The sequence below is a fragment of the Bradyrhizobium diazoefficiens USDA 110 genome, assembly GCF_000011365.1.
GTDB classification, from domain to species: domain Bacteria; phylum Pseudomonadota; class Alphaproteobacteria; order Rhizobiales; family Xanthobacteraceae; genus Bradyrhizobium; species Bradyrhizobium diazoefficiens.
The window spans coordinates 6,291,557-6,318,550 of sequence record NC_004463.1; the positions used below are offsets into that span (position 1 = coordinate 6,291,557).

Sequence of the window (26,994 nt, forward strand, 5' to 3'; positions counted from 1 at the left end):
GCCCCCTGCGCGCGTCTCGAAGGATGGAGGCCGAGGTGCGAGAGCCGGGCCTGCATGGTTCGAGACGGCGCTTGCGCGCCCCCTCACCATGGGGTTTGCAACCGGGCTAAACGATCTCGACCCGGTAATTCTCGATCACGGTGTTCGCCAGCAGCTTGTCGGCGGCCTCCTTCAGCGCCGCCTCTGCCTTTGCCTTGTCGGCGCCGGCGAGCTCGATGTCGAACACCTTGCCCTGGCGGACGCTGGCGACGCCGGCGACGCCGAGCGACTTCAGCGCGCCTTCGATCGCCTTGCCTTGCGGATCGAGGATGCCCGTTTTCAAGGTAACGGTGACACGTGCCTTCACGTCGAAAACCCCTTTAGCTCTTCACCAGCACCGGGCCGGAGCCCGCCGGACGCTCGTTCTCCATGAGGATGCCGAGGCGCTTTGCAACTTCGGTATAGGCCTCCAGCAGCCCGCCGAGATCCCGGCGGAAACGATCCTTGTCGAGCTTCTCGTTCGACTTGATGTCCCACAGGCGGCAGGAATCCGGCGAGATCTCGTCGGCGACGATGATCCGCATCATCTCGTTCTCGAACAGCCGCCCGCACTCCATCTTGAAGTCGACGAGGCGGATGCCGATGCCGAGGAAGAGGCCGGTGAGGAAGTCGTTGACGCGGATGGCGAGCGCCATGATGTCGTCGATCTCCTGGGGCGTCGCCCAGCCGAAGGCGGTGATGTGCTCTTCCGACACCATGGGGTCGTTGAGCTGGTCGTTCTTGTAGTAGAATTCGATGATCGAACGGGGCAGCTGCGTGCCCTCCTCGATGCCGAGGCGCTGCGACAGCGAGCCGGCGGCAACGTTCCGCACCACCACTTCCAGCGGCACGATCTCGACCTCGCGAATCAACTGCTCGCGCATGTTGAGGCGGCGGATGAAGTGGGTCGGCACCCCGATGTCGTTGAGGTGCTGAAACAGGTACTCCGAGATCCGGTTGTTGAGGACACCCTTGCCCTCGATCACCTGATGCTTTTTCGCATTGAACGCGGTGGCGTCATCCTTGAAGTGCTGGATCAGGGTACCGGGCTCCGGGCCTTCGTAAAGAACCTTTGCCTTGCCTTCATAAATGCGACGCCGACGGCTCATTGGGATGTACCGTGTTTTGTTGAAATCCATGAATTTGGTGTGCTCCGGTTGACTAGGATTACGACCCACAGCGGAGCTGCCGTGAACGGCCGGGAACCCGTAGAAACAGAACGGGAACCAAGCCTTTAGGCAACCTATCCGATTGGCTGTCCGAGCACAATCGATCCGGCCGTCCGGCACCAACTTATACCGTTTTGCCTGCGGCTTAACGGCTCGTTGTTTTGCCGATTCGTGCTCCTTATCTAGGCATGCGCCGGGGCTGTCGCAACGAGGGCCGCCGGGTCCAGTCAGCAGGGAATTGGAAAAGGCATGAGCGAGATCAACAAGCGCGAGGAAGGCTTTGAGAAGAAGTTCGCCCTCGACGAGGAGCAGAAGTTCAAGGCGGAGGCCCGCCGCAACCGGCTGCTCGGGCTATGGGCCGCGGAAAAGCTCGGAATCACCGGCGAGGCCGCCACGGCCTACGCCAAGGAGGTGGTCGCGGCCGATTTCGAGGAGGCCGGCGACGCCGACGTCCTGCGCAAGCTCATGGCCGATTTCGCCACCAAGAGCGTCGTCGTCACCGAGCAGGCGATTCGCGCCAAGATGAGCGAGTTGCTCGCTGTGGCCGCGGCCGAGGTGAAAGCGGGGAAGTAGCGCCGCGCGCGTCCCACACTCGCAGTCATTCCGGGGCGGTCCGTGAGGACCGAACCCGGAATCTCGAGATTCCGGGTCCGATGCTTCGCATCGTCCCGGCATGACGGAGCGGGAGGTCACCCCTCCTTGAAGCCGTACTCCGGCACGTTGCCGCTGGCGCCGTAATATTTGTACGGCAGGAACTTGCCGCTCATGGTGATCTTGACGCGGTCGCCCTTGGGGTTGGCGACGCGCTCGATCCCCATGTCGAAGTCGATCGCCGACATGATGCCGTCGCCGAATTCCTCCTCGATCAGCGCCTTCCAGGCCGGGCCGTTCACCATCACCATCTCGTAGAAGCGGTAGATCAAGGGATCGGTCGGCGGCATCGGCGTGCCAGTGCCGCGCATCGGCACCTCGTTGAGCATCGCGGTCTCGGCCTTCGACAGGCCGAACAGCTCGCCGGCGTTGGCGGCCTGGGGTTTCGTCAGTTTCATCTGGCCGAGGATCGCGCCGACGATCAGCACCTCCGCATAGCCGCCGATCTGCTCGCAAATGTATTTCCAGCTCCAGCCCTTCTCGCGCTTGATGTCGAGCAGCTTCTCGGTGAGGTCTTCGCGTTTCATGTCAGGATCTCCTTTTTAGGCAGTGAGTCCGGGACTGGTCCCGGGTGTCCAAGTCTGTCGTTGCTCTTCGCCGCCAGTTGCGACCGTCAGTCCGGGCTTGCCGATATGCACCACGGGCACGTTGCGCGGATCGTGATCGGGCTTCTCGGCCGCGAATGTCTTGCTGCGCGTCACCAGGAAATCGATGATGTGGTTGCGCAGCGCATAGTACAGAGGATGGCGATGCAGATCGGTGCGGCCGCGATCCTTCGGCAGCGGATTTTCAACGACCTCGGCCAGCACCGCGCCGGGCCCGTTGGTCATCAGGAAGATCTTGTCGGCGAGATAGATCGCCTCGTCCACGTCGTGGGTGATCATGAACGCGGTCTGCCCGGTCTCCAGACAGATGCGCCGCACCTCGTCCTGAAGCGTGCCGCGCGTCAGCGCGTCCAGCGCCGAGAACGGCTCGTCCATCAGCATCATTTTCGGCGTGATCGAGAGCGCACGGGCAATACCGACGCGCTGCTTCATGCCGCCGGAGAGTTCCGAGGGACGCTTGTGCTCCGAACCCGTCAGGCCCACGAGATCGATGAAGGTTTGCGCATGCGCCTTGACCTTCGCCCGATCCCAGCTCCGCCATTTCGAGCTCACGGCATAGGCGACGTTGCCGAGCACGGTGCGCCAGGGCAGCAGCGCGTGGCTCTGGAAGATCACGGCGCGGTCGAGGCTGGTGCCCGAGATCGCCTGCCCGTCCACGATAACCGCACCCTCGCTCGGCGCATCGAGGCCGGCGAGAATGTTGAGCACGGTGGTCTTGCCGCAGCCGGAATGGCCGATCACGCAGCAGAACTCGCCCCGCGGCATCGACAGCCAGAGATTCTCGAACACGGTGGTCGTGGCACCGCCCGCACCCGGATAGCGTTTTGCGATGCCTTCGATGGAGATGAATTTGTCGGTCATCGGCCCCTACTCCGGAAACGTGACCATGTGCGTGAAGCGCGCGAGGATCTGGTCGAGCAGCATGCCGACAATCCCGATCAAGAGGATCGCGATGATGACGTTGGTGATCGAGAGGTTGTTCCATTCGTTCCAGACGAAGTAGCCGATGCCGGTGCCGCCGACGAGCATTTCGGCCGCGACGATCACGAGCCAGGCGATACCGATGGAAATGCGCATGCCGGTCAGGATCGTCGGCGCCGCTGCGGGGAGGATCACCGTGAAGGCGCGCCTGATGGTGCCGACCTCGAGCGTGCGCGCGACGTTGATCCATTCCTTGCGCACGCTGGCAACGCCAAACACGGTATTGAGCAGCATCGGCCAGATCGAGCAGATGAAGATCACGAAGATCGCGGAGATCGAGGAATCCTTGATGGTGTAGAGCGCCAGCGGCATCCAGGCGAGCGGCGAGATCGGCTTCAAGACCTGGATGAAGGGGTCGAGCGCCTTGCTCAGCAGCGGCGACATGCCGATCAAAAAGCCGAGTGGAATGGCGACGAGCACGGCGAGCAGATAACCGGTGCCGACCCGCGCGATCGAATAGGCAAGCTGGATGCCGAGCCCCTTGTCGTTGGGCCCGTTGTCGTAGAACGGCCTCCTCACGTGCTCCCAGAGCTTTGCGCCGACATCGAGCGGCCCTGGCATGGCGGATTTGCCCTGCGTCGCGGTCAGGCCCATCAGCTTGGCATATTCCGGGCTCATCGTCGCGACCGGCGCGGTCGAGCGCGTGGCGAGATGCCAGATGCCGAGGAACGCGGCCAGCAGCACGATCGAGACGAGACCGGCGCGGAGGCGGAGGTTGGTGCTCATCGCGCAAGACCTCTCCACGCGTCGTCCCGGCGAAGGCCGGGGACCCATACCGCGGAATCTATCGATCGCGTCCGGTAGAAGTACCGAACGACTAGTCTTCGCCAAACTTTTCCCTGGGGTTATGGGTCCCGGCCTTCGCCGGGACGACGAGAGAGCGCCCCTCATCACAACGCCTTCCTGATCTTGAAGCTCGCGAGGTAATCCTCGGGCTTTGCCGGATCGAAAGTCTTGCCCATCACCGCGAACGACTTGTAGGCGGTTGCCGGCGGCGACAGGCCCATCTCGGTCATCAGCTTCTTGGTATCCGTCGCCAGATACACCTGCTCGGCCACCGCCTTGTAGTCGACGTCGCCCTTGATCTGGCCCCAGCGCTTCATCTGCGTCAGCATCCACACCGCAAACGACTGCCAGGGGAACGGATCGAAATCGACGCGCTTGGCGTCGGTCTTCACGCCGCCGAGGCCGTCGGCATAGGTGCCGGTCAGGACCTGCTCCAGCACCGTGACCGGCGCGTTGATGTAGTTGGCGGGCGCGATGGCCTCCGCGATCTGCTTGCGGTTCTCCGCCTTCGACGCGTAGGCGGTGGCATCGACGATGGCGCGCGTCAGCGCGGCAAAGCTGTTCGGCGCCGTCGTGATGAATTCGCGGCTGGCGGCAAAGCTGCAGCAGGGATGGCCGTCCCAGATCTCCTTCGAGAGCAGGTGCATGAAGCCGACGCCGTCATAGATCGCGCGCTGGCAAATGTTGTCGGGCGCGAGGAAGCCGTCGATGTTGTCGGCGCGGAGGTTCGCGACCATCTCCGGCGGCGGCACCGAGCGCAGCTGCACGTCGGTATCGGGGTCGAGTCCGTGCTCGGCGAGATAGTAGCGCAGCAGATAATTGTGCATGGAGTAATCGAAGGGGATCGCGAACTTGAGGCCCTTCCAGTCCTTCGGATCGCGCTTGTCCTTGTGCTTGGTCGCCAGCACGATGCCCTGCCCGTTGATGTTCTCGATCGCGGGGACAGCAAATGGAATCGCATTGGCGCCAAGCCCCAGCGAGATCGCGATCGGCATCGGCGCCAGCATGTGCGCGGCGTCGTATTCCTTGTTGATGGTCTTGTCGCGGATCACGGCCCAGCCGGCGGTCTTGACCACTTCGACGTTGAGGCCGTGCTTGGCATAGAAGCCCATCGGCGCCGCCATGATGATCGGCGTGGCGCAGGTGATCGGAATGAAGCCGACCTTGAGGTCCTTCTTCTCCGGCGTGCCGGCCTGCGCGAAGACCTCGGTCGCGGTCTGAAGCGGGAAGAACTGCGACAGCGCCGCCAGTGCCGTGGACGCACCGACCGATTTCAGGAAGGCGCGCCGCGCCACATCCTGCGGAAACATCGCGCGCATCACGGCGGAGGCGACGACGCCCTCGTAGCGCTTCTCCTCGCTCTCGATCTGCGCGCAGCGCATCGCCGTGGCCTGCTCGTGCTCCGCCGCGGATTGATGCTGGCCACAGGCACAGCCGGCTCGAAGGTTGCGATCGGGATCAAACGGATTGTCGAACGTGGACATCGGACCTCCTGCGCGTCATTGCAGGAGCAATTACGCAAGGAGCATGCCACCACCTTTCGGCCGTCCAGTGCCTTGATGACGCAGCACTTTTGGTCACGCTTTGCTGCTACGAGAATTCGTGATACACGATAATTCGTAGTTCAATTACGAGATTTCGTGATGGCAACGACGCCAATGCTCGTTTCCGATGATACCGCCGAGGCGATCGATCCGCGCGTCGCCGCGTTCGAGTCCTCGGTCGAGGCCACGCTGCTGGTCGACCCCTATGCCGACCAGATCATCGATGCCAATCCGGCCGCCTGCGCCCTGCTCGGCTACGACCGCGCGCTGCTGCGGCAGACCAGGGCGAGCACCCTGCACGCCGGCGAGCTTCCGGCCCTGACCGTGTTCACCCAGGCCGTGCTGCACAAGGGCGCCTACTGGACCACGGCGCTCACCCCTCGCCATGCCACCGGACAAAATCTCCGGCTGGAATATGCCGGCTGCGTGCTGCCCCATGACGGCCGCACGCTGGTGCAGCTCACCCTGACCGATCTCGACGCGCGCCGGCGCCGCAATGTCGATGCCGCCGCCGAAGACCACATGCGCAGCGGCATCTCGACCTGGCAGCGGGTCGAGCGGGTGTTCCAGGACATCGAGCGCGAGAACCAGCTGATCCTGCGCGCCGCCGGCGAAGGCATCTATGGCGTGAACGCGGAAGGCAAGACCACCTTCGTCAATCCCGCGGCCGAACGCATGCTGGGCTGGACCGCCGAGGAGCTGGTCGGCAAGGAGATCCACCCCATCGTGCACCACACCCATCACGATGGCCGGCACTATCACAACCATGACTGTCCGATCTACGCGGCGTTCCGCGACGGCGCCGTGCATCAGGTTGACGGCGAGGTGTTTTGGCGCAAGGACGGCTCGCCGGCCTGGGTCGAATACACCTCCACCCCGATCCGCGACCGCGGCGTCGTGGTCGGCGCCGTCGTGGTGTTTCGCGACGTCAGCCAGCGCCGCGAGGCCGACGAGAAGCTGCACGCCGCACTCACCGAGGTCGACCGCCTGCGTGAGCGGCTCGAGCTCGAGAACGCCTATCTCCAGGAAGAAATCCGCATCGAGACCAACCCGCGCGGCATCATCGGTCAAAGCGAGGCGATCCAGAAGACGCTGCGCCAGGTCAAGCTGGTGGCGCCGACCACCGCGGCGGTGATGATCACCGGCGAGTCCGGCACCGGCAAGGAGCTGATCGCCCGCGCCATCCACGAGGATTCCACCCGCAGCGACCGGCCGCTGATCCGCGTCAACTGCGCCGCGATCCCGCGCGAATTGTTCGAGAGCGAGTTCTTCGGCCATGTCCGCGGCGCCTTCACCGGCGCGACGCGCGACCGCATCGGCCGGTTCGAGCTCGCCGACGGCGGCACGCTGTTCCTCGACGAGGTCGGCGAGATCCCGCTCGAATTGCAAGGCAAGCTGCTGCGCGTGTTGCAGGAAGGCAATTTCGAGCGCGTCGGCCAGGAGCGCACCCGCGCGGTCGACGTCCGCGTCATCGCCGCGACCAACCGCGACCTCAAGCAGGAGGTCCAGCGCGGACGTTTTCGCGAGGACCTCTATTTCCGCCTCAACGTGTTTCCGATCGAGACGGTGCCCTTGCGCGAGCGGCGCGAGGACATTCCCCTGCTCGCCCAGCATTTTCTGACGCGCGAGGGCAAGGCGCTGAAATCGAATTTGCGCCTGTCGGAAGGCGATGCGCGGCGGCTCACGCGCTACGACTGGCCCGGCAATGTCCGCGAATTGCAGAACGTGATCGAGCGCGCCGCGATCCTGTCGCAGAACGGCCGCCTGCGCATCGACCTGCCTGATACCTCCGGCACGCCAGCTCCGGCCGGCACCGCGCGCCAGAAGGCCGATGCGCGTCCGGCGGTGATGACGTCAGCGGAGATGCGCGACCACGAGCGCGCCAATATTCTCGCCGCGCTCGAGGCCTGCGCGGGAAAGGTGTTCGGCCCCGGCGGCGCGGCGGAAATGCTGGATATCAAGCCGACCACGCTGGCCTCGCGGATCAAGGCGCTCGGGATCGCGCCCCGTCCGCGGGCCTTCGGTTAGCGACGCTCACGCCGCCTTGGTCGTCACCTCGGATGCGATCGGCAGCCCCTGCTCGATCGGCAGCGAGGGATCGCGCGACCATTCGTTCCAGGAGCCGAAATACATCCGCACGTCCTTCACGCCGGCGTTCTTCAGCGCCAGAAACGTGTTCGAGGCCCGCGCCCCCTTGAAGCAGTAGAGATAGACCGGTGTGGACTGCGAGATGCCGACGGTGGCGCATTCCGCCAAGATCTCGTCCTTGGACTTGAAGCGCGGGCCTTCGGCAGTCGGCTTCATCATGCGGTACCATTCCAGCCACACCGCGCCGGGGATGCGGCCCTTGCGCGGGCAGAAATCCTTTCCATAAGGAGACGAGCTGTCGCCGATCCACTCGTCGACATCGCGCACGTCGAGGATGGCGATGCCGGGCTTGCCGACGGCGCCAAGCATCGTCTTCGCATCGATCAGGATCTCGCCCGCCTCAGGCACGATCGCGAACGAAGCCTTGGCCGGCGCCGGCACGTCCTTCGTCACCGGGAAGCCCGCGGCCGACCACGCATCGAAGCCGCCATGCAGCACCTTCACCTTGGGATAGCCGAGCATGGTGAGCAGGTAATAGCCGCGGCAGGACTGGCCGAAGCCCGAGTTCATCGACTGCTCGTAGATCACAGCCGTCTCCTTGCCGGAGAGGCCGGCAGCGCCGAACGCGTCGGCGAATTTCGTCTTCAGTTCAGTCATGCCCTCAGGCGTCGAGGTCGCGAGGAACGTGAAGATCTCATGCACGTTGACGGCACTGGGCAGGTGGCCTGCGGCATAGGCATCGGGATTGCGGGTGTCGATGACGACACACGGCTCTAGCTTCAAGAGATCGGCGAGTTCGACGGCAGTAATCAGAACGTCAGTCATGGCAGCCTCTCCGTTGAGGTTGGGGGTCTTCGGGTGGACTCGCAAAGATCAGGAATCGGCAAGCATCTTGCGCAACTGCTTGGTGGCGGGCGTGACGATCGCGACGAAATAGGCCTCGCGCAGGCGTCGCTGCGCGCGGTGGCTTTTGAGGTAACCGCGCGCGCCACAATGCAGCATCGCCGCATGCGCCGCCGCGACGCTGGCTTCGCCGGCGCGCAGACGGAGCGCGATCACCTTGCGCCAATAGGTCTCCTCCTCGTTGTAGGGATCGCGCGCCAGCGCCATGGTCTCGGCCTCGAGCTCGGCGGCGAGGTCGCGGAAGTGCACCGGCTGCTGCGGCAAATAACGGTTGATGTGCCCGAGGGGACTGCCGACCTCGTCCATGATGTTGATGCAATCCCTGATAACGCCGAGCGCCATGCCGGCCTGGAGCAGGATGAAGCCGGCGCGGATCTTCTTGACGAAGGGACCTGCGGGATCGGCGAGGATCAGCTCATCCGGCACGAAGACGTCGCGGAACTGCACGCCATAGGTACCGGTGCCGTCCATGGCGAGGAACGGCTTGCATGGCGTGAGTGTGATCGCAGGGTCCGAGCAATCGGCCAGAAACATCACAGTCCCGGGCTCGCCACTTGCGATGCCCTGATCGTCCTCGCACTGGAAGATGGTGCCGAAATAATGATCGGGGCCGAGATTGGAGACCCAGGGCAGCGCGCCGCGGACGATGTAGCCGCCCTCGACCTTCCGCCCTTTCAGCTTGAGCTTCTCGATGCCGAAGAAGCTCTTCATCGGATTGGAGAGCCCGGTGCCGCCGAGCACCCGGCCGGTCGAGAAGGCATCGCCGAAGCGCCTCGCGAGCTTCATATTGGTCGAGTTGGCGGCGTACCAGACCAGCGTGTTCTGGCACCAGGCCATGAACGCCGTAGCGCCGCAGACCTCGCCGATCGCCGCCATCGCCTGGATGGCGCAGCGCAAATCCGCGGGACCTTCGTGCGGCATATGACTGCCCCACGCGCCGACCGCGCCGAATTCGCGCAGCACCTCGGCCGGATAGACCGAGCCGTCGTCGATACCGGCGGCGAGCGGCGCGAGCTGCTCGCGCGCGATCCGCGCTACCTCGCCTGCAATGGACGGTGCGGGTTGATCCAAAACGTCGACCCGCGATAAAGCCAGTGAACCCATGATCGCCTCCCGCACCTTGTCCTGTTGCCGTCAGCCTAGATGCCGACCTCGAGATTGACCGGACGGGTGAAGGTGTTGGCGACAGGCGACCATTTCTTCACATGGGCGACCAGCGCGTTGATCTCGTCCTGCGAGATGCCCTCGCACTCCATGTCGACCTTGACGCGCACGTCGGTGAAGCCAACGGGCTTGTCGGAGACATCGCCGGTGCCCCACACGGCCGTGATGTTGAGGTCGCCCTCGAGCTCGAGCTCGAGCTTGTTGACGATCCAGCCGCGATGCACGGCGTTGGCGTGCAGGCCGACCGCAAGGCAGGAGCCGAGCGCGGCGAGCGAGGCTTCCGACGGATTGGGCGCGGTATCGTCACCCAGAAGGCCCGGCGGCTCGTCGACGATGTAGGGCTGCAGATTGCGGATGTAGTTGGCGTGGCGGAATTTTCCTTCCGCGACCGTCTTGCATTTCAAGGTCTTGACGACCTTCGGATTGGCCTTGCCGCTCGCGATCAGTTGCTCGAGGCCATTCTTGTCGATGGGCGCGAGGCAACCCGTCAGCACGGTCTTTTGAACGACGGCAGTCATCAGTTTTCTCCCTGGCAGCCGAGGAAATCGGCAGGATACCGAACGGTCTGTTTCCTTGCATGGAGCGTGCCAGAGGCGGCCAAAAACAAAAGGCGAAGCATTGGAGCCGCTTAGCCGGCGCTGCCTGCGGATTGATCAGCCGCCCCATGCCCAAAGGCGATGCAGATGGGTTGCGCTTTGCGAATCTTTTCAGCGCGGAACAGATGCGGCTTGCTGATGCGGCGTCGCTGCGGGTAAGTTTGGACTCATGGCAAAGACGTCATCGAAGAAGATCTCGCCCCACGCCGGTGCCGGCGAAGACGAATCCGCGCGCGGGCGCCTCTTGAGCGCCGCGACGCATCTGTTCTGCAAGAACGGCATCAACGCCACCGGCATCGACGCGATCATCGAGGAAGCCGGCACGGCCAAGACCACGCTCTATAAATTGTTCGGCTCCAAGACCAACCTCGTCAACGCGGTGCTGGAGAGCGAAGGCAAGCAGTGGCGCGAATGGTTCATCGGCGCCATGGAGCAAGGCGGCGGCGACGCGCAGGCAAAACTCACGCGCATCTTCCCCGCGCTGAAGAGCTGGTTCGCCGAGGAACGCTTCTACGGCTGCCCCTTCATCAACGCCGTCGGCGAGCACGACAAGGACGCAAAACAATTCCGCAACATCGCGCTGAAGCACAAGAAGATCGTGCTCGGCCACATCGAGAAGCTCGCCGGCGAGCTCGGCTCGAGCGAGCCGGCAGTGCTCGCGCACCAGCTCGGCCTCATCATCGACGGCGCGATCGTCGCAGCGATGATCTCGCGCGACCCGGGCGTGGCGGATACGGCCGCGCTCACGGCCGGCCCCCTGCTCGGCCAGTCCAGGACGAAGAAGAAGCGCGCCGCGGATCAGTTAGAGGCGGTGTAAGCTCGCCATGATCCCGTAGGGTGCGCAAGAGGCGCAAAGCGCCGTGCCCACCAGATCTTCTCGGCCTGGTTGATCGAGATGGTGGGCACGCTTCGCTTTGCCCACCCTACAATGTCCGTTTCATAAATCCCCCGATCGCCGCCAGCACCGGCTGCTGATCGCCGGCAAAGAACCAGTGATCGTTGCCGTCGAGCTCGACGAACTCCGCGCCGTTGATCCGGCTCGCGATGTCGCGGCCGGCCGCGATCCGCACCGCCCGGTCGCCCCGCCGGTGCAACACGAGCGTCGGCACGGCGATCTGCGCCAGGAGATGCCGCACGTCGGCGTCGCGAAACGCCTCCAGCACGGCGGAGATGCCGCCGGGACTGGAGGCCGCGCGCAGCAGCCCCGCCCACCAGGCGCGCGCCTGGGCATCACGAGCCAGGCTCGGCGCAAAAGTTTCGATCCCGACCGGACCGCCCCATTGCGCGACGAGCTGCTGGCGCCAGGCGTCATACTGGCTGGCGCGCAGCGCATGCGGATAGTCCTGCGACCAGCAGCCCTTGGCCAGGGCGCCGAACAGGATGAGCCCGGCCACGAGGCGCGGCTCATCGACCGCAAATTTGATGCAGGCCGGCCCGCACTCGGAGGCGCCGAACAGCACGACGCGGCGCGCATTCGTCGCGCGCAGGACCGTGCCGATATCCTCCGCGGTGACGTCGATGCCAGGGGCCGATCCGACCCGGTCGGACAGCCCGATGCCGCGACGATCGAACACGATCAGCCGCCCGAGCTTCATCAACGACGCCAGAAACGTCCGGCTCGCGGGATGCTCCCAGGCGCGCTCCACATGCGACACGAAGCCGGGCATGACCAGGATATCGAGCGGGCCGCTGCCATAGGTCTGATACGCCAGATGCACGCCGGCGCCCTTCACATAGCGTGTCGTCGGAACGGCAAGCGCTGTCGCCGCGGGACTCATCAGCGCTTCGGTCTCGGCTTCCGGCGCAACCCCGAGCTCGTCGCGCAGCCGCTGCGTCAGTGCCGCGTGGTGCCGCTCAGCCGCGCTTCGGTCGCCGGCCAGCAGCAGGCTGCGGATCAGATGGCGGCCATAGACTTCGCTGAGCGGATCGAGCTCGACCAGACGTCCCGCGTGCACTGTGGCGGCAAAATGCTCGCCCGCGGCGTTCTTGTCCTGCACCAGCCGCTCCAGCGCGTTCATGAGCCGCCCCCGCAGCGCCTCCCGGCGAAAGAACGCCCAATCGTCGAATTCGGGACAGTCGTCCAGCGCGAAGCCGGCCAGGAAGTCACTCCGGTAGATCCGGCAGGCCTGCTCAAAGTCGCCGCGGTCGCAGGCGCTCTCGAACAGATGCGTATCGACTTTCAGCGCGATCGCGGGTGACCATCGCACGCTGGCGCGATCAGTCTCGAAAACCGGCTGGCCGAGCGTCTGCTCGATGCGGTGAAGCAGCCGCCGCAATCGCGCACGTCCGGTCTCGCCGGGGCTCTCGGGCCACAGCAGCGTGGCCACGACGTCCCGCGCCACAGCACCCTTGGCCTCCGCGACATAGACCAGCAGCGCAAGACCCTTGCGTAAGGCCAGCTTGATCGGGCGGTCGTCGGCATGGACCTCGGGGAAGCCAAATGTTCCCAGCGAGAAGGCCGTCATGGAAATCCTCCCTCCCCGGCCGGGGGACGCTCAGGGGACGGTCCAGCGATATCAGTCGGGTCAGATCGAGCCCGCTCGCCGGTGAGCGATTGAGGCTCCTGCATGCGGCACTGCCGCCGTCCGCACAATAGGAAAAAACATGTTCGCGCGCCTCGCAATCCTGCTCTACGCCATCGTGAGCTATGCCGCATTCACGGTCTCATTTCTCTACGCCCTCGGTTTCGTCGGCAATTATGTCGTGCCGAAGTCGATTGACGTCGGCAGCCCCACGAACTTGGGCGAGGCCATCCTCGTCAACCTGCTGCTGATGAGCCTGTTTGCTATCCAGCACAGCGTCATGGCGCGCCCGGCCTTCAAACGATGGTGGGCCAAATTCCTTCCCCTGGCCTGCCAGCGCAGCACCTACGTGCTGCTCTCCAGCCTGATCCTCCTGCTGCTGTTCTGGCAGTGGCGTCCGATCCCGACGCCGGTCTGGCAAACGAGCGGAATAGCGGCCTGGTTGCTGATCGGCGTGCATTGGCTCGGCTGGCTGATCGCGTTTGCCTCGACCCACATGATCGACCATTTCGATCTGTTCGGTCTGCGTCAGGCTTTCGTCGCGTTCCGCGGGACCGAGATATCAGGTCAATCCTTCAGGACGCCGCTGCTCTACAAGATCGTGCGGCATCCGCTCATGCTCGGCTTCCTGCTCGCGTTCTGGGCGACGCCCGCGATGACCGCCGGCCACTTGCTGTTCGCGCTCGCGAACACGGCCTACATCCTGGTCGCGTTGCAGTTCGAGGAGCGGGATCTGATCGCCGAGTTCGGCGCGACCTACCAGGACTATCGCCGCCGCGTTCCCATGCTGGTGCCGCGCCTTTTCGCCCGCCGCCGGACGGACGATCGGAAATCGCCTCGTCCCGTTGGAGCACCCCGATGAAAGCGGTTCTGTGCAGCTCGTTCACCGGCCCTGCGGACTTGCGCCTCAGCGAGATCGACGAGCCGAGGCCTGCCGGCGACGAGATTCTCATCGACGTCCACGCGGCGTCCGTGAGCTTCATGGACCAGTTAATGGTCTCGGGCCTTTACCAGATGCGGCCGCCGACCCCCTTCGTGCCCGGCACGGAAGCATCCGGCATCGTCGTCGCGGTCGGCGACAAGGTCACGGCATTCGCCCCGGGCGATCGGGTGGCGTGCAGCAGCTGGACCGGCGGCTACGCCGAACGGATGACCGCGAAGGAATCGAAGAGCGTGCGTCTGCCCGATGGCGTCGCGTTCGAAGCGGCAGCGACGGTGCTGCACAATTACGGCACGGCCTATTATGCGCTGGTCGAGCGCGCACGGGCGCAAGCCGGCGAAACCGTGTTCATCACCGGCGCTGCCGGCGGCGTTGGACTAGCCGCCGTGGACCTCGGCCGCCATTTCGGCCTACGCGTCGTCGCCGGTGTCGGCTCCGATGACAAGGCCGCCCTGGTGCGCGGTTACGGCGCCAGCGAAATCGTCAACTACCGCAGCGAAGACCTGCGCGACCGGATCAAGTCGATCACATCGGGACAAGGCATCGACGTCGGCTTCGACAATGTCGGCGGCGCGGTCTTCGAGCAGATGGCGCGGCTGATGAAATGGGGCGGACGGCTGCTGCCGATCGGCTTCGCCAGCGGCGAGATTCCGCAGGTCCCGATGAACCTGCCGCTCCTGAAGAACTATTCTATCATCGGTGTCTTCGTCGGCGCGTGGGCGGAGAGGTTTTCCGCGGAGGCCGCGCAGATGAACGACACGCTGATGCAATTGCTGGCCGACGGACAGATCCGCCCGCATATCGACTGTGTCCTCCCTTTGGAGGAGGCCGGGGACGGCATGCGCGCCGTGGCCAATCGCACGGTTCAGGGACGAATTGTCCTCAAGATCAGGTAGAGTGTGCCGACGAGGAAGAGAGAACAAGACTGATGACCTGGATCATCATCGACAAGCGCTATTGCGGTCCTCCGAACTCCGGCAACGGCGGTTATGTCTGCGGCCGGCTGGCACGGCACATTCCCGGCGCTGCGGAGGTGACGCTGCGCGCACCGCCGCCGCTGGACAGGCCGCTCGATGCAGTCGCGACCGACGACGGCACATGGGAGCTTCGCGATGGCGCCAAGCTCGTCGCGACCGGGCGGCCGACAAATGTCGAACTGGCGCGGCTGGAGAAAGCCAGCTTCGAGGAGGCCCGCTCCGCCGAGCTGCGGACGCCGGTCAAGCCGCACGAGCACCCGTTGCCGACATGCTTCGTGTGCGGACCCGCCAGGGCGAAGGGAGACGGCCTTCGCATTTTCGCCGGACCGCTCGGGCGTGATGTGCGGAATGCCGTTCTCGCGGCGAGCTGGATACCGGATCCGAATCTGGCCGCCGAGGACGGCCTTGTCGCGAGCGAATTTCTCTGGTCGGCGCTCGATTGTCCCACCGGCTATGCCTGCAACTACAATCAGGAGAGCGACAGCTTCGACCAGGCGCCGCTCCTGCTGGGACGGATGTCGGCACGCATCGAGGCCCGGCCGCGCCCCGGCGACCGCTGCGTCATCACGGCCTGGCCGACCGGCCGCGACGGCCGCAAGCGCACGGCCGAGGCCGCAGTGCATGATGAGACCGGGAGGTTGCTGGCCGTGGCGCGGGCAACATGGATTGCGGTGGAGCGCGAGGTGCAGCTGGGGTGCGGGTGATGCTCGGCGGGCGACGGCAGAAGCCCCCGCCCCATACCTTTTCAAGTGCAAGAGCGCCGCGGCGATGAGCTGACTTCGGCCAACCAAGCGCGATGCGACCAAGCCACGCCGAACGGCCCGTGGCGGGTGTAAGCGGCTCTTCCGAGGCTGTTCACACCTCAATCGGGCATTTTTAACTACCGCAACCTGTGTTACTCTGCCGGCCGTCCGGGCTCGGACGGCGGCTTCCGCCGCGCGGTGCGATTGCTTCGAAAATCACTTTGGTGCGCTCGCGGCTGCAGTTTCGAAATGCGCCGCCTGCAAAAATATAGTGCTTATGCGATAGGAGTGCCTGATGCGTCTTGCCCCAGCCTCTCTGCTGTTTTCGACCAGCCTGTTCGGATTTTTCCTACTGTGCGACAGTTCGGCGCCGGCGAACCCAACCTACGTCTGTCCCATGGCATCCGCCGCGCTTGAAGATGACACGCTGTACGCATTCGACGGTCGAACGATGACCCCGGTCATTTCCGCGAGTGAGTTCGAGGCCCCCCAGCGAAAGTGGACAACTCTCTATTTCGTCGTCAAGACGGCCGGCGATGACCGGGCCGGTGCGATCGTGATAAAGACGGCGAGGCTTGGACCGCAACTGACCTCCGACCGGCCGGACTATGGCCGCGTCTTGTTGCGACGATCCGGCGTCGGCTCGAATTGTGGAAGCCAGCGTTCATATTTGAACAGCGTTTCAACGCTCGCATACGAGGCCTATCACGACCTGGGTTACGATCGCGGCGAGATCCTGGAGCGCCCGGACGGGAGCGACACTGGCCTCACTACCTTGCAACACTTCCATACTGGCTACGACGCAACGGACTATGCTTCTCGTGACCAGAAATGCAGGCGAACGGATGACAAAAAGCGTTACGATGGAAGCTACGAAGCGCGAAGTAATCGCTCACAATTTTCGTTTGTGACAGATATCGTCGACCACGGCATCAGCGGCGCGGCTTCGCAAGCGGCCTCGGGGGGCTTTCGGTGGGTCGCGTCCCTGATTGTTCCTCCAGCTTCTGCCAACAGAGAAAATTTGCGGGAGCGTCGGGTTGAGATCAAGCCCTATCAGACAGTTGCCGGCATCGCTTGCGTACCCTTCCGGATCAGCCCACGAGGCACCGCGCAGGTGATCCGAGTTAACGATCTCGATCGCAGGAAACAGGTTGGGTTCGACTTCGGCAGAGTGAAGGAAATCCGGCTAGGTCCGACAACCGGAGGGGAGCCTTAGAAGCGCCGGCTGCGCGACTCATCAACCAGCGGGCGCGCTCGGAGCCGGAGCAGCAAAAGGCGGGGCCCCCGTCAACCGCCGAACGAAGTCGTCTGCTGTGGCAGCGGCATCCAACCCAAATGCACTTGCCATCATTTCGACGCTGGACCAGCCCAGGTCTCGATATGCCTCGAACTGGGCCGAGTCGAAAAACTGATCGACAGTGGATTGATTCGGGAAATCAGGATATTTGGCCTTGTACCCTTTGGTGGAAAAGCTGAGCTGCTTGATCATTCCCGATTTCAGATAAACGAATGTTCCGGTCTTCGCTTGGTCCGCAATCCCGGTACGGTGCTCGGCAGGATAATCGATCGAGGCCACGAAGTAGGATTTCTTCGCGAACTTCGCGCCGGCCGGATAGCCCATGTCCCCTGCGGGCGCGATGGTATCTGCCTCTGCCTCGATCTTGATGATGACACCAAAATCTTCGCGCACTCGCTGACATACCGAGGCGAGGGCCGACATTGCCGTTGACGGGTCCTCCTCCGAGTCGAGCACGATCACCACATCGCAGCGCCTCCGGATGAGCTCGTAGGCTCCCAGATTGTCGAAGTGCCCTCCGTCGCTCAGCTCGAGAAAATCGCTGTCGCGCTGATAGCCGGACCGAAACACCCCGTACTTGAGGCCCGGCGAGAAATAGTTCGGCGTTCCCCGAGATGCGCCGGGAGCGCCAATCCAAAGGCCGAGGCGGAGATTGAAGAGCATCATGACGGTCGAGATCAACCGATCACGCGTGATGCCGGTCCCGATAAAACCGGCATTCGCGTTGGCAGCGGCGCCCGAGGCTGCCATGGCAGAGGCGAGCGTCATTGGACCATGCCGCTTGCCATGGTCCGATGTCGAAAGCCATCCCGTTGTAAAACTCCCGACATAACACGGGCTCAACAGAAAACTGGCTCCGCCGCGAAGCGCAACCGTCTGATCGAGGTCGTTGACCAGAATGACGTTGGTGTTGATCAGTGGATAGGGAAGCGGACTGGTCTGTTTGGGTGGCCATATCGCCGCCAATGGCAACCGGTCCGCATCGCTATAATTTGGCGCATCCGCCGCCTTTTGCTCAATCGTCGGCATGAAGGCTTCCATCAGGCGGTCGCGATAGAAGCGATGCAGACCGAGGTAGTTGACGTTGCTCCACCATCCAAAGGCAACTGAAAACACCAGGAGCGCAGCGAAAAACTCGCGGCAATATTGTGCCTGGTCTGCGGTGAGATGTTGCGGCTGGATTAGAAATCTCGCTCCAGCATAAGCGATCACGAGTATGAGATAGAGAAAGGCACCGGCCGCCAAAGTGGCCGCGACGCGGGTGGCAAGAGAGGGCGCGAGCCGCTGCGCCTGCACGAAGTGACCATAAAGACCGGAAAGAAATCCGCTGGCGACGGTGAAGATTCCGATCAGCGCCTTTCCCCCGGTTGGATAGCTCTTGGTGGAATCCGCGATTGCCTCGAACACAAAGGGAAGAGATCCGAACGTGAGGCACGCGATCAGGGTGGGAAACCACACCGTCGCGGCCAACTCGTATTTGCGCCGCACCGCATAGTTGACGCCGAACTCCAGTATCCCTGAAAGCTGCAGAATGCCGACAATAATCGCGCACGCGCCGAACAGACCGAATCCGGCGGTCGCAATCAACAGCGCCGAAGTGACGGGATCGACAGTAGCCAGATCGAAACGTGCTCCGAAGTGACCGAACGTGAAGTAGGAGACCAGCAGCCCGGCGATGCCGACGGCGGCACAACGCCCGGCCCGGGCGATGCGGTCACCGCGGTTTTCCGTGGTCTCGGGAGGAATGAGGATCGAGATGATCGCAAGGAATATCGTCCCGATCAGCGCAATCGCCAGAAGCAACACAATGGCGAAAATGAATACACCGGCAAACGCCGAAACGCAGATGCCGATCCATGGCAACGACAGGGTCATGGCTTCCAGTTTTGGGACGGTTAGCTCTCCCATGGTCCCGTACGATTCGTAGAAGGCGTGAAAGCCGGTGGCCACGAATACGACCAGCATGAACGCGATCGCCAGTGGCAGCCAGAAGAAAACGCTGATCAGAAACGTGCGAAGCAGAACCGCGATTCCCGACCAGATCGAGATGCCGCCGCCTGGCGCGAGAAAGCTGGCGTGCCAGCGCAAATATTTCAGGCTCTCATTTTCACTTGCAAGAGATTGCGTTTGCTCGCTGCCATAGGGAAAGTTTGCGCCCGCGTCGGTGTTGGGATCGTCATGCCATTTCCACTGCACCGCCGATGCGGCATATCCGCCGCCGGACACGCTCGATATGTAGTCGAAATGCTTGAGCAAGCCGCTGTTGGCAAATCTTTGCAATGCACCGAGACAGAACGTCGCCGAGCGAATGCCTCCCCCTGACAGCGCGAGCCCAATCCAGGGGCCGGTTACAGCTCTCTTCCGGCCCACGGCCACAGCAGCGCGTTCATCCTGCAAAACGGCGGCTTCGTGCTGCCGCGCGATCGCTGTGGCCCCCGCCTGCGTCAAGCTCCTTTTTCGAAAAAGCACAGGCGCCCCCACAACCAGCGAATGAGGTGAACAAGCCCGACAATCTTAGCCGCTTGTCCGTGGACGGAAAGGCAAAAGCTGGATTTCGGAACAGTTCAGCCCGCTGAGGCATGGGCCGTGGTGGATAAGTCTTGGGTACTTCAGGTCTTGGACATCATGGACTGGAGAACCGTAAGGCCACTCTCCAGATCCCGCTCCACATCCGCCGCCCGGATCTCCAGCACGCGATAGTCGCGCGCCTCGAGCCACGTCCGCCGTCCCGCCCGGTCCGCCGCGATCGTCTCGCCCTCGCCCGGGTTCACCAGCTCGATCGCGATCCGGTGCGGGAACGAGACGAAGTCCGGGATGTGGCGGCCGACCGGGGTCTGGCGCTTGAACTGGCCTGCGAAGCGGCGGTCGCGGGTCAGGGCCTGCCAGAGCAGCCGCTCGGCATCGGTCGGGTTGCGGCGGAGCAGGCGGGCGAGCCCGCGCACGGTCGAGCCGCTGTCGGGGACACCGCCGCCCTGGCCGTGCTCGGCCAAGAGCGCGCGCAGGCGGGTTGCCTGCTCGCCGTCGAGCACGCCGCCCTTGGCCGGGCCCTTGCGCCCCTCCGCGATCGCCATGACGACGCCATGGAGGGTGTGCATGTCCTGCTTGGTCGGCTCCATCCGGCTGAAGATGTTGCGCAGGTTGACCAGCATGGTGTCGCGCTTCTCGGCCGGCCGCAGGAACTCGACCTTATCGAGCTCGCGGATGAGATTGTCGAAGAAGGCCTGCATCTGGTGCTGCGAGGCGCGCTCGGAGCGCTCCGGCATGGCGTGCGGCAGCTCGCCTGACGTCGCCAGCTTGAACCATTCATAGCCGATCAGCAGCACGGCCTGGGCGAGGTTGAGCGAGGCAAAGCCCGGATTGACCGGGAAGGTGATGATGCGGTTGGCGAGGCCGACCTCCTCGTTGGTCAGCCCCCAGCGCTCGCGGCCGAACAGGATACCGGCCTTGCCCCCGGTCGCGACGTGCCCGGAGATCTCGGCCGCTGCGGCTTCCGGACCCACCACGGGCTTGGCCTGGTCATGGGGGCGCGCGGTGGTGGCGAACAGCAGGTCGAGATCGGCGACGGCCTCACCGACCGTGTCGAACAATTCGACCTTTTCCAGAATGTAGTCGGCGCCGGCGGCAGCGCGCTGGGCGGCGATGTTGGGCCAGCCGTCGCGGGGGTTGACGATGCGCAAGCGGCTCAGGGCGAAGTTGCCCATGGCGCGCGCGGCCATGCCGATGTTTTCGCCAAGCTGCGGCTCGACCAGGATCACGATCGGACCGTCGAGGGAAAGACCCGCCTTGCTCTTGTCAGTCCCCGACATTTCGTTTCGCTTTCACTCTTCGTCTCAAGGCCTTGGCAAGGCGCTCTCAGGAATTGATTCAAGGCCCGCCGCCAGCCGGCGCGCCCTGCCCGCCTGTCGTTTGCCTGTCCTGACGAAATTCTCAAGGGAAATAACGACTTGGATTCGACTTTTGAATCTCTTCTGAAGCCTCAGGCCGGCCCTCGCCGGCGGGCCGCTCCCCGCCCCCCATCTGGGGAAGCTGGATGAGCTAAAAGTGCATAATCCCTTGGCTTTCGCCCGCCGCGCGGCGGTGCTAAGAGGCGGCGGATATTCCCGTGGCGCGCCAATAGCGCCGTTCCCAAGAGGCTTCCCCGATCATGGCAAAAATCAAGGTATCCAATCCCGTCGTCGAACTCGATGGCGACGAGATGACCCGGATCATCTGGCAGTACATCAAGGACAAGCTGATCACCCCGTTCCTGGATGTCGAGCTGATGTATTTCGACCTGGGGATGGAATACCGCGACCACACCAACGATCAGGTCACCATCGACGCCGCCGAAGCGATCAAGAAGGTCGGCGTCGGCGTCAAGTGCGCCACCATCACCCCTGATGAAGCCCGGGTGAAGGAGTTCAACCTCAAGCAGATGTGGAAGTCGCCGAACGGCACCATCCGCAACATCCTCGGCGGCGTGATCTTCCGCGAGCCGATCATCTGCAAGAACGTGCCGCGCCTGGTTCCCGGCTGGACCAAGCCGATCATCATCGGCCGCCACGCCTATGGCGACCAGTACCGCGCCACCGATTTCAAGTTCCCGGGCAAGGGCACCCTGTCGATGAAGTTCGTCGGCGAGGACGGCACCGTGATCGAGAAGGAAGTGTTCAAGGCCCCCGGCGCCGGCGTCGCCATGGAGATGTACAATCTCGACGACTCCATCATCGACTTCGCCCGCGCCTCGCTGAACTACGGCCTGCTGCGCAACTACCCGGTCTATCTGTCGACCAAGAACACCATCCTCAAGGTCTATGACGGCCGCTTCAAGGACATCTTCCAGGACATCTACGACCGCGAGTTCAAGAAGGAATTCGAGGCCAAGGGCCTGACCTACGAGCACCGCCTGATCGACGACATGGTGGCCTCGGCGCTGAAATGGTCCGGCGGCTATGTCTGGGCCTGCAAGAACTACGACGGCGACGTGCAGTCCGACACGGTCGCGCAGGGCTACGGCTCGCTCGGCCTGATGACCTCGGTGCTGCTCACCCCGGACGGCAAGACCGTGGAAGCGGAAGCCGCCCACGGCACGGTGACCCGCCACTACCGCGAGCACCAGAAGGGCAAGGAGACCTCGACCAACTCGATCGCGTCGATCTTCGCCTGGACCCGTGGCCTCGCCCACCGCGCCAAGCTCGACAACAACGCCGAGCTCGCCAAGTTCGCGAACACCCTCGAGAAGGTCTGCGTCGACACCGTCGAGGCCGGCTACATGACCAAGGACCTCGCGCTGCTGGTCGGCGCCGACCAGCGCTGGCTCTCGACCACCGGCTTCCTCGACAAAGTCGCGGAGAACCTCACCAAGGCGATGGCGGCGTAAGCCGACCGCAATTTCGCCCGACTGGGCCGGACATCATCACGGGCCGCGCCGCATGCGCGGCCCGTTTGTTTTTTGAAACCCTTTGCGGAGACCGCCATGTTCAGCAAGCTTGCCGCCCCCACCCTGATGCTCGCGGCCCTGATCGGACCGGCCGGGGCTGCGGAGACGCTTCCCGAGGCCATCGCCGCGCCGGGCGAGACCGTCGTGCTCAGCGTCCACGCCGAAGGCGCGCAGGTCTATGAGTGCAAGGCCGGCGCTGAGGGCAAGCTCGCCTGGTCCTTCCGCGAACCGGTCGCGACGCTGCTGTCCGAAGGCAAGACCGTCGGCCGCCACTATGCCGGGCCGAGCTGGGAGCTTGCCGACAGCAGCGCCGTGGTCGGCAAGGCCATCGGCAACGCGCCGGGCGCCAAGGGCGCCGACATCCCCTGGCTGAAGCTGGAGGTCGCCTCCCGCCGCGGCAGCGGCGTCCTGACGCCGGTCACCACCGTCCAGCGCATCAACACCCATGGCGGCAAGCTCGAGGGGTCTTGCGAGAAGGCCGGCGAGTTCAAAAGCGCGCCGTACTCGGCGGACTATGTTTTCCTGAAGAAGGGCTGACCGCTCAGCGGTCGGTGCCCTCGCGCTCGGCCTGGGCCAGTTCCGCCGCAGCGAGATCGCCGGTCTCTTCCAGCCGCGCCTTCGCGGTCTTGTGGACGTGGGCCGCGAGCGTCGGCATGCGCTCGATCAGGGCGTGGAAATCCTGGGCGTCGAGCACCAGCAGGCGCGTCTTGCGCGTCGCCGTCACCGTGCCGCTGCGCTTGGTCTTGTGCAGCAGCGCGATCTCGCCGAAGAAGGTGCCGTCGGTGAGCCGCACATTCTGGGTCGGCAGCGCGATCTCGACCTCGCCGGCGGTGATGAAATACATCGACGTGGCGGCATCCCCTCGCCGCACCAAAATCTCGCCCTGCTCGATGGTGCGCGCGCGCAAGAGCCGCATGATGTCGGCGATCTCCGAGGCCGACAAATGCGAGAACAGCGGCACCCGCGCCAGCATGCCCCAGGTGACGACGAAGTCGCGCCGCTTCACCTCTTCCGCGAAGGCGGTCGAGATGATCGCGACCGGCAGCGCGATCATGGCAAAGCCTGAGATGATCGCGAACACCGAGACGAACTTGCCGAGCGTCGTCACCGGCACGACGTCGCCATAGCCGACGGTGCCGAGCGTCACGATCGCCCACCACATCGCCTGCGGGATGGTGCCGAGCTTGTCCGGCTGCACGTCGCGCTCGATGGCGTAGAGCAGCGAGGCGAAGGTCAGGACCACGCCGATCAGGATGACGATGCAGCCGATCAGCGCCCGCCGCTCGGCGTGCACGGCGGCGAGCAGCGAGCGCATTGCCGGCGAATAGCGGATCAGCTTGAAGAACGGCAGCACGCCGAGCGCCGCCAGCGTCGCATGCCGGCCCGTGGCGAGCACGATTGCCGCGGGCAGGAACGCCATGAGGTCGATGATGCCGAGCGCGGAGAAGGCATAAGAGAGCCGGTCGGACAGCGCGGACGCCTTGCGCTGGGTGTGTCCGGCGACCGTCCACAGCCGCGCGGCATATTCCAGCGCGAACACGATCACGGCGAAGACCTTAATCGCCGAGAACAGCGCGCCGAACTGCGCGTCCAGATCCGGCACCGAGGCGAGGACCATCGCGACCACGTCGAGCACGATGACGCCGATGATCAGCTGGATGAAGCGCGACCCGACCGAATAGGCCAGCGGATCGTGCTCCAGCAGTTCGTAGAGGCGATCCCTCAAATTGGGGTCGCGAAGCCCACGTCCTCGCGGAACGAGGCCCACGGCCTCACGCGCCCGCCATGGCTTTTTCGATCGCCGCAAGCGCCTCGGGCGCCTTGGCACCGTCGGGGCCACCGGCCTGCGCCATGTCGGGGCGGCCGCCGCCGCCCTTGCCGCCGAGCGCTTCGGAGGCGACACGCACGAGGTTCACGGCGTTGAAGCGCGCGGTGAGATCGGCGGTGACGCCCACCACGATTCCGGCCTTGCCGTCCCCAGTGACGCCGACGATGGCGACCACGCCGGAGCCGATCTGCTTCTTGCCGTCGTCGGCGAGGCTCTTGAGATCCTTCATCTCGATGCCCTCGACCGCACGCGCCATCAGCTTGACGTCGCCGACCTCGCGCACGCCGGAGGCTGCGCCATTGCTGGCGGCAGCACCGCCGCCCATCGCGAGCTTCTTGCGGGCGTCGGAAAGCTCTCGCTCGAGCTTCTTGCGCTCCTCCATCAGCGCGGTGATGCGCGCCGGCACGTCGTCGATCGAGGTGCGCAGCTCGTTGGCCGCGGTCTTCGCCAGCGCCATGGTGTCGTTGGCGTGCTTGCGCGCGTAATTGCCGGTCAGCGCCTCGATGCGGCGCACGCCCGAGGCGACCGCGCTCTCGCCGGTCAGCGTGATCAGGCCGATGTCGCCGGTGCGCCGCACATGCGTGCCGCCGCAGAGCTCGACCGACCAGCCGAGCGCGTTGGCGCCGCGCTCGCGCGCGGTCCTGCCCATCGAGACGACGCGGACCTCGTCGCCGTATTTCTCGCCGAACAGCGCGCGCGCCCCGGCCTCACGCGCTTCATCGACACCCATCACGCGCGTGGTGACCTCGTCGTTCTCCAGCACCACGTCGTTGGCGATGTCCTCGACGCGGGCAAGCTCCTCCGCCGTGATCGGCTTCGGATGCACGAAGTCGAAGCGCAGCCGGTCGGGCGCGACCATCGAGCCGCGCTGGGCGATGTGGTCGCCGAGCACCTGCCGCAGCGCCTCGTGAATGAGATGCGTCGCCGAGTGATGGGCGCGGATCGAGGAGCGGCGCGAATGATCGACCTCGAGCTGCAGCGCGGTGCCGAGCTTCAGCTCGCCGCTCTCGACCGTGCCGACGTGGACGAAGAGATCGCCGAGCTTCTTCTGCGTGTCGGTGACGCGGAACTTGACGCCGCCTTCGCCTAGCAGCACGCCGGTGTCGCCGACCTGGCCGCCGGACTCCGCGTAGAACGGTGTCTGGTTCAGCACCAGCGCGCCGGTCTCGCCGGCCTTGAGGCTGGCGGCTTCCTGGCCGTCCTTCACCAGCGCGGAGACCACGCCTTCGGCGCTCTCGGTCTCGTAGCCGAGAAATTCGGTGGCGCCGAGCTTCTCGCGCAGCGGGAACCAGATCGCTTCGGAAGCCGCCTCGCCGGAGCCCTTCCAGGACTCGCGCGCCTTGGCTTTCTGGCGCTCCATCGCATCGGTGAAGGCGGACTGGTCCACGCCGATGCCGCGCGACTTCAGCGCGTCCTGCGTCAGGTCGAGCGGGAAGCCGTAGGTGTCGTAGAGCGTGAAGGCGACGTCGCCGTCGAACATGTCGCCCTTCTTCAACGAAGCGCTCTTCTCGTCGAGGATGGCGAGGCCGCGCGTCAGCGTCTTGCGGAAGCGGGTCTCTTCCAGCCGCAGCGTTTCCTCGATCAGCTTCTCCGCGCGCATCAGCTCCGGATAGGCCTGGCCCATCTCGCGGACCAGCGCCCAGACCAGCCGATGCATCAGCGGCTCTTTCGCACCCAGCAGCTGCGCATGGCGCATCGCGCGGCGCATGATCCGGCGCAGCACGTAGCCGCGGCCTTCATTGGAGGGCAGCACGCCGTCGGAGACGAGGAAGGCCGAGGAGCGTAAGTGGTCGGCGATGACGCGGAACGAGGCCACGGTCTGCTCGTTCGGCCCGCTGCCGAGCGCGGAGGCCGTCGCGTCGATCAAGTGACGGAACAGGTCGGTCTCGAACACGCTGTCGACGCCCTGCATGATGCAGGCCATGCGCTCGAGGCCCATGCCGGTGTCGATCGAGGGACGCGGCAGATCCACGCGCTCCTCCTTCGTCACCTGCTCATACTGCATGAACACGAGATTCCAGAATTCGAGGAAGCGGTCGCCGTCCTCTTCCGGCGAGCCCGGAGGTCCGCCCCAGATGTGATCGCCGCGGTCGATGAAGATCTCCGAGCACGGGCCGCACGGCCCGGTGTCGCCCATCGCCCAGAAATTGTCCGAGGTCGGGATGCGGATGATGCGGTCGTCGGAGAAGCCCGCGATCTTCTTCCACAGCCCATGCGCCTCGTCGTCGGTGTGGTAGACGGTGACGAGCAGCTTGTCCTTGTTGAGCCCAAAGTCCTTCGTGATCAGCTTCCAGGCGAGCTCGATCGCGCGCTCCTTGAAATAGTCGCCGAACGAGAAGTTGCCGAGCATCTCGAAGAAGGTGAGATGGCGCGCGGTGTAGCCGACATTGTCGAGGTCGTTGTGCTTGCCGCCGGCGCGCACGCATTTCTGCGAGGTGGTGGCGCGCTGATAGGGCCGCTTCTCGACGCCGGTGAAGACGTTCTTGAACTGCACCATGCCGGCATTGGTGAACATCAACGTGGGGTCGTTGCGCGGCACCAGTGGCGAGGACGGCACGATCTCGTGGCCGTTCTCGGCAAAGAAGTTCAGAAAGGTCGACCTGATCTCGTTGACGCCGCTCATGTTCATCCAATCGGGTGTGTTCGGACCCGCGACCGCCGTCCAAACCGGAAATTAAGGCTGATATCTGCGGGTCAAAGCGCTTTTAGACAAGGCCAGCTTCGCTGTCCAGAAACTGTGCAGAGAGATCAGAGGGTTGCCGC

At 64.4% G+C, this 26,994-nt stretch carries 23 protein-coding genes; 9 read left to right on the forward strand and 14 right to left on the reverse strand.

The genetic code is table 11. The annotated features are described in order from the left end of the window. Positions 1-106: 106 nt before the first annotated feature. Both purS and purC read right to left on the reverse strand, forming a co-directional pair. Positions 107-346 carry a phosphoribosylformylglycinamidine synthase subunit PurS gene (purS, locus tag BJA_RS29000; protein ID WP_011088473.1) on the reverse strand — a complete coding sequence of 80 codons (240 nt, stop codon included), beginning with the start codon at positions 344-346 and terminating at the stop codon, positions 107-109. A 13-nt stretch (positions 347-359) separates the two neighbouring features. Further along, on the reverse strand, positions 360-1,127 hold the full coding sequence (purC, locus tag BJA_RS29005; RefSeq protein ID WP_008974302.1) for a phosphoribosylaminoimidazolesuccinocarboxamide synthase: 768 nt from the start codon (positions 1,125-1,127) through the stop codon (positions 360-362). A gap of 309 nt (positions 1,128-1,436) precedes the next feature. Here purC and BJA_RS29010 point away from each other — a divergent pair, with 309 nt between their 5' ends. Next, the gene (locus BJA_RS29010) at positions 1,437-1,760 is read left to right on the forward strand and encodes a DUF1476 domain-containing protein (RefSeq protein WP_011088474.1); all 324 of its coding nucleotides are present in this window, start codon (positions 1,437-1,439) and stop codon (positions 1,758-1,760) included. 116 nt (positions 1,761-1,876) lie between these two features. Here the strand turns inward: BJA_RS29010 and cynS are convergent, their stop codons facing one another. The 4 genes from cynS to BJA_RS29030 form a co-directional block, all read right to left on the reverse strand. After that, positions 1,877-2,365: a cyanase gene (cynS, locus tag BJA_RS29015; RefSeq protein WP_011088475.1), complete on the reverse strand. Its 489-nt coding sequence runs from the start codon at positions 2,363-2,365 to the stop codon at positions 1,877-1,879. A 15-nt stretch (positions 2,366-2,380) separates the two neighbouring features. Continuing rightward, positions 2,381-3,304, reverse strand: a complete 924-nt coding sequence (locus BJA_RS29020) for an ABC transporter ATP-binding protein (protein ID WP_011088476.1) — start codon at positions 3,302-3,304, stop codon at positions 2,381-2,383. Positions 3,305-3,310: 6 nt separating this feature from the next. Continuing rightward, positions 3,311-4,150: a nitrate ABC transporter permease gene (ntrB, locus tag BJA_RS29025; protein ID WP_038967199.1), complete on the reverse strand. Its 840-nt coding sequence runs from the start codon at positions 4,148-4,150 to the stop codon at positions 3,311-3,313. A 164-nt stretch (positions 4,151-4,314) separates the two neighbouring features. Beyond that, complete coding sequence (locus tag BJA_RS29030) at positions 4,315-5,694, reverse strand: CmpA/NrtA family ABC transporter substrate-binding protein (RefSeq protein ID WP_011088478.1); 1,380 nt, start codon at positions 5,692-5,694, stop codon at positions 4,315-4,317. A 159-nt stretch (positions 5,695-5,853) separates the two neighbouring features. On the opposite strand from BJA_RS29030, the gene BJA_RS29035 reads away from it, so the two are divergent. After that, positions 5,854-7,782 (forward strand): sigma 54-interacting transcriptional regulator, encoded by a 1,929-nt coding sequence (locus BJA_RS29035; RefSeq protein ID WP_038967198.1) that lies wholly within the window; start codon positions 5,854-5,856, stop codon positions 7,780-7,782. A gap of 6 nt (positions 7,783-7,788) precedes the next feature. On the opposite strand, the gene BJA_RS29040 is transcribed toward BJA_RS29035, so the two are convergent. Genes BJA_RS29040 through BJA_RS29050 form a run of 3 tightly spaced genes read right to left on the reverse strand, consistent with a single transcriptional unit; the run spans position 7,789 to position 10,427 of the window. Further along, entirely contained in the window at positions 7,789-8,667 is an 879-nt protein-coding gene (locus BJA_RS29040; RefSeq protein WP_011088480.1) for a sulfurtransferase, read from the reverse strand. 48 nt (positions 8,668-8,715) lie between these two features. Next, positions 8,716-9,849: an acyl-CoA dehydrogenase family protein gene (locus tag BJA_RS29045; protein ID WP_063921632.1), complete on the reverse strand. Its 1,134-nt coding sequence runs from the start codon at positions 9,847-9,849 to the stop codon at positions 8,716-8,718. Between the two features lie 35 nt (positions 9,850-9,884). Beyond that, positions 9,885-10,427 (reverse strand): OsmC family protein, encoded by a 543-nt coding sequence (locus tag BJA_RS29050; RefSeq protein ID WP_011088482.1) that lies wholly within the window; start codon positions 10,425-10,427, stop codon positions 9,885-9,887. A 247-nt stretch (positions 10,428-10,674) separates the two neighbouring features. Between BJA_RS29050 and BJA_RS29055 the strand changes: the two genes are divergently transcribed. Next, on the forward strand, positions 10,675-11,322 hold the full coding sequence (locus BJA_RS29055) for a TetR/AcrR family transcriptional regulator (protein ID WP_011088483.1): 648 nt from the start codon (positions 10,675-10,677) through the stop codon (positions 11,320-11,322). A 106-nt stretch (positions 11,323-11,428) separates the two neighbouring features. On the opposite strand, the gene BJA_RS29060 is transcribed toward BJA_RS29055, so the two are convergent. Next, positions 11,429-12,970 carry an alpha/beta fold hydrolase gene (locus BJA_RS29060; protein WP_011088484.1) on the reverse strand — a complete coding sequence of 514 codons (1,542 nt, stop codon included), beginning with the start codon at positions 12,968-12,970 and terminating at the stop codon, positions 11,429-11,431. A 139-nt stretch (positions 12,971-13,109) separates the two neighbouring features. Between BJA_RS29060 and mddA the strand changes: the two genes are divergently transcribed. The 4 genes from mddA to BJA_RS29080 all read left to right on the forward strand — a co-directional run bounded on the left by mddA (position 13,110) and on the right by BJA_RS29080 (position 16,903). Further along, positions 13,110-13,889 (forward strand): methanethiol S-methyltransferase, encoded by a 780-nt coding sequence (gene mddA / locus BJA_RS29065; RefSeq protein ID WP_011088485.1) that lies wholly within the window; start codon positions 13,110-13,112, stop codon positions 13,887-13,889. Beyond that, positions 13,886-14,863 carry an NADPH:quinone oxidoreductase family protein gene (locus BJA_RS29070; RefSeq protein ID WP_011088486.1) on the forward strand — a complete coding sequence of 326 codons (978 nt, stop codon included), beginning with the start codon at positions 13,886-13,888 and terminating at the stop codon, positions 14,861-14,863. Before mddA ends, BJA_RS29070 begins: the two co-directional genes overlap by 4 nt. A 32-nt stretch (positions 14,864-14,895) precedes the next feature. Further along, positions 14,896-15,648, forward strand: a complete 753-nt coding sequence (locus BJA_RS29075) for a PaaI family thioesterase (RefSeq protein ID WP_011088487.1) — start codon at positions 14,896-14,898, stop codon at positions 15,646-15,648. A gap of 334 nt (positions 15,649-15,982) precedes the next feature. Further along, complete coding sequence (locus tag BJA_RS29080) at positions 15,983-16,903, forward strand: hypothetical protein (RefSeq protein ID WP_011088488.1); 921 nt, start codon at positions 15,983-15,985, stop codon at positions 16,901-16,903. 21 nt (positions 16,904-16,924) lie between these two features. Here BJA_RS29080 and BJA_RS29085 read toward each other — a convergent pair whose 3' ends face one another. Beyond that, the gene (locus BJA_RS29085) at positions 16,925-19,432 is read right to left on the reverse strand and encodes a patatin-like phospholipase family protein (protein WP_197535729.1); all 2,508 of its coding nucleotides are present in this window, start codon (positions 19,430-19,432) and stop codon (positions 16,925-16,927) included. Between the two features lie 161 nt (positions 19,433-19,593). Next, the gene (locus tag BJA_RS29090; RefSeq protein ID WP_011088490.1) at positions 19,594-20,790 is read right to left on the reverse strand and encodes a TrmJ/YjtD family RNA methyltransferase; all 1,197 of its coding nucleotides are present in this window, start codon (positions 20,788-20,790) and stop codon (positions 19,594-19,596) included. A 338-nt stretch (positions 20,791-21,128) separates the two neighbouring features. Here BJA_RS29090 and BJA_RS29095 point away from each other — a divergent pair, with 338 nt between their 5' ends. Both BJA_RS29095 and BJA_RS29100 read left to right on the forward strand, forming a co-directional pair. Further along, positions 21,129-22,343 (forward strand): NADP-dependent isocitrate dehydrogenase, encoded by a 1,215-nt coding sequence (locus BJA_RS29095; RefSeq protein WP_011088491.1) that lies wholly within the window; start codon positions 21,129-21,131, stop codon positions 22,341-22,343. A gap of 96 nt (positions 22,344-22,439) precedes the next feature. Beyond that, positions 22,440-22,940 (forward strand): DUF3455 domain-containing protein, encoded by a 501-nt coding sequence (locus tag BJA_RS29100; protein ID WP_011088492.1) that lies wholly within the window; start codon positions 22,440-22,442, stop codon positions 22,938-22,940. A gap of 4 nt (positions 22,941-22,944) precedes the next feature. Here BJA_RS29100 and BJA_RS29105 read toward each other — a convergent pair whose 3' ends face one another. Further along, positions 22,945-24,171 (reverse strand): cyclic nucleotide-gated ion channel, encoded by a 1,227-nt coding sequence (locus BJA_RS29105; RefSeq protein WP_038967190.1) that lies wholly within the window; start codon positions 24,169-24,171, stop codon positions 22,945-22,947. Positions 24,172-24,175: 4 nt separating this feature from the next. Beyond that, complete coding sequence (alaS, locus tag BJA_RS29110; RefSeq protein ID WP_038967195.1) at positions 24,176-26,854, reverse strand: alanine--tRNA ligase; 2,679 nt, start codon at positions 26,852-26,854, stop codon at positions 24,176-24,178. Positions 26,855-26,994: the final 140 nt, after the last annotated feature.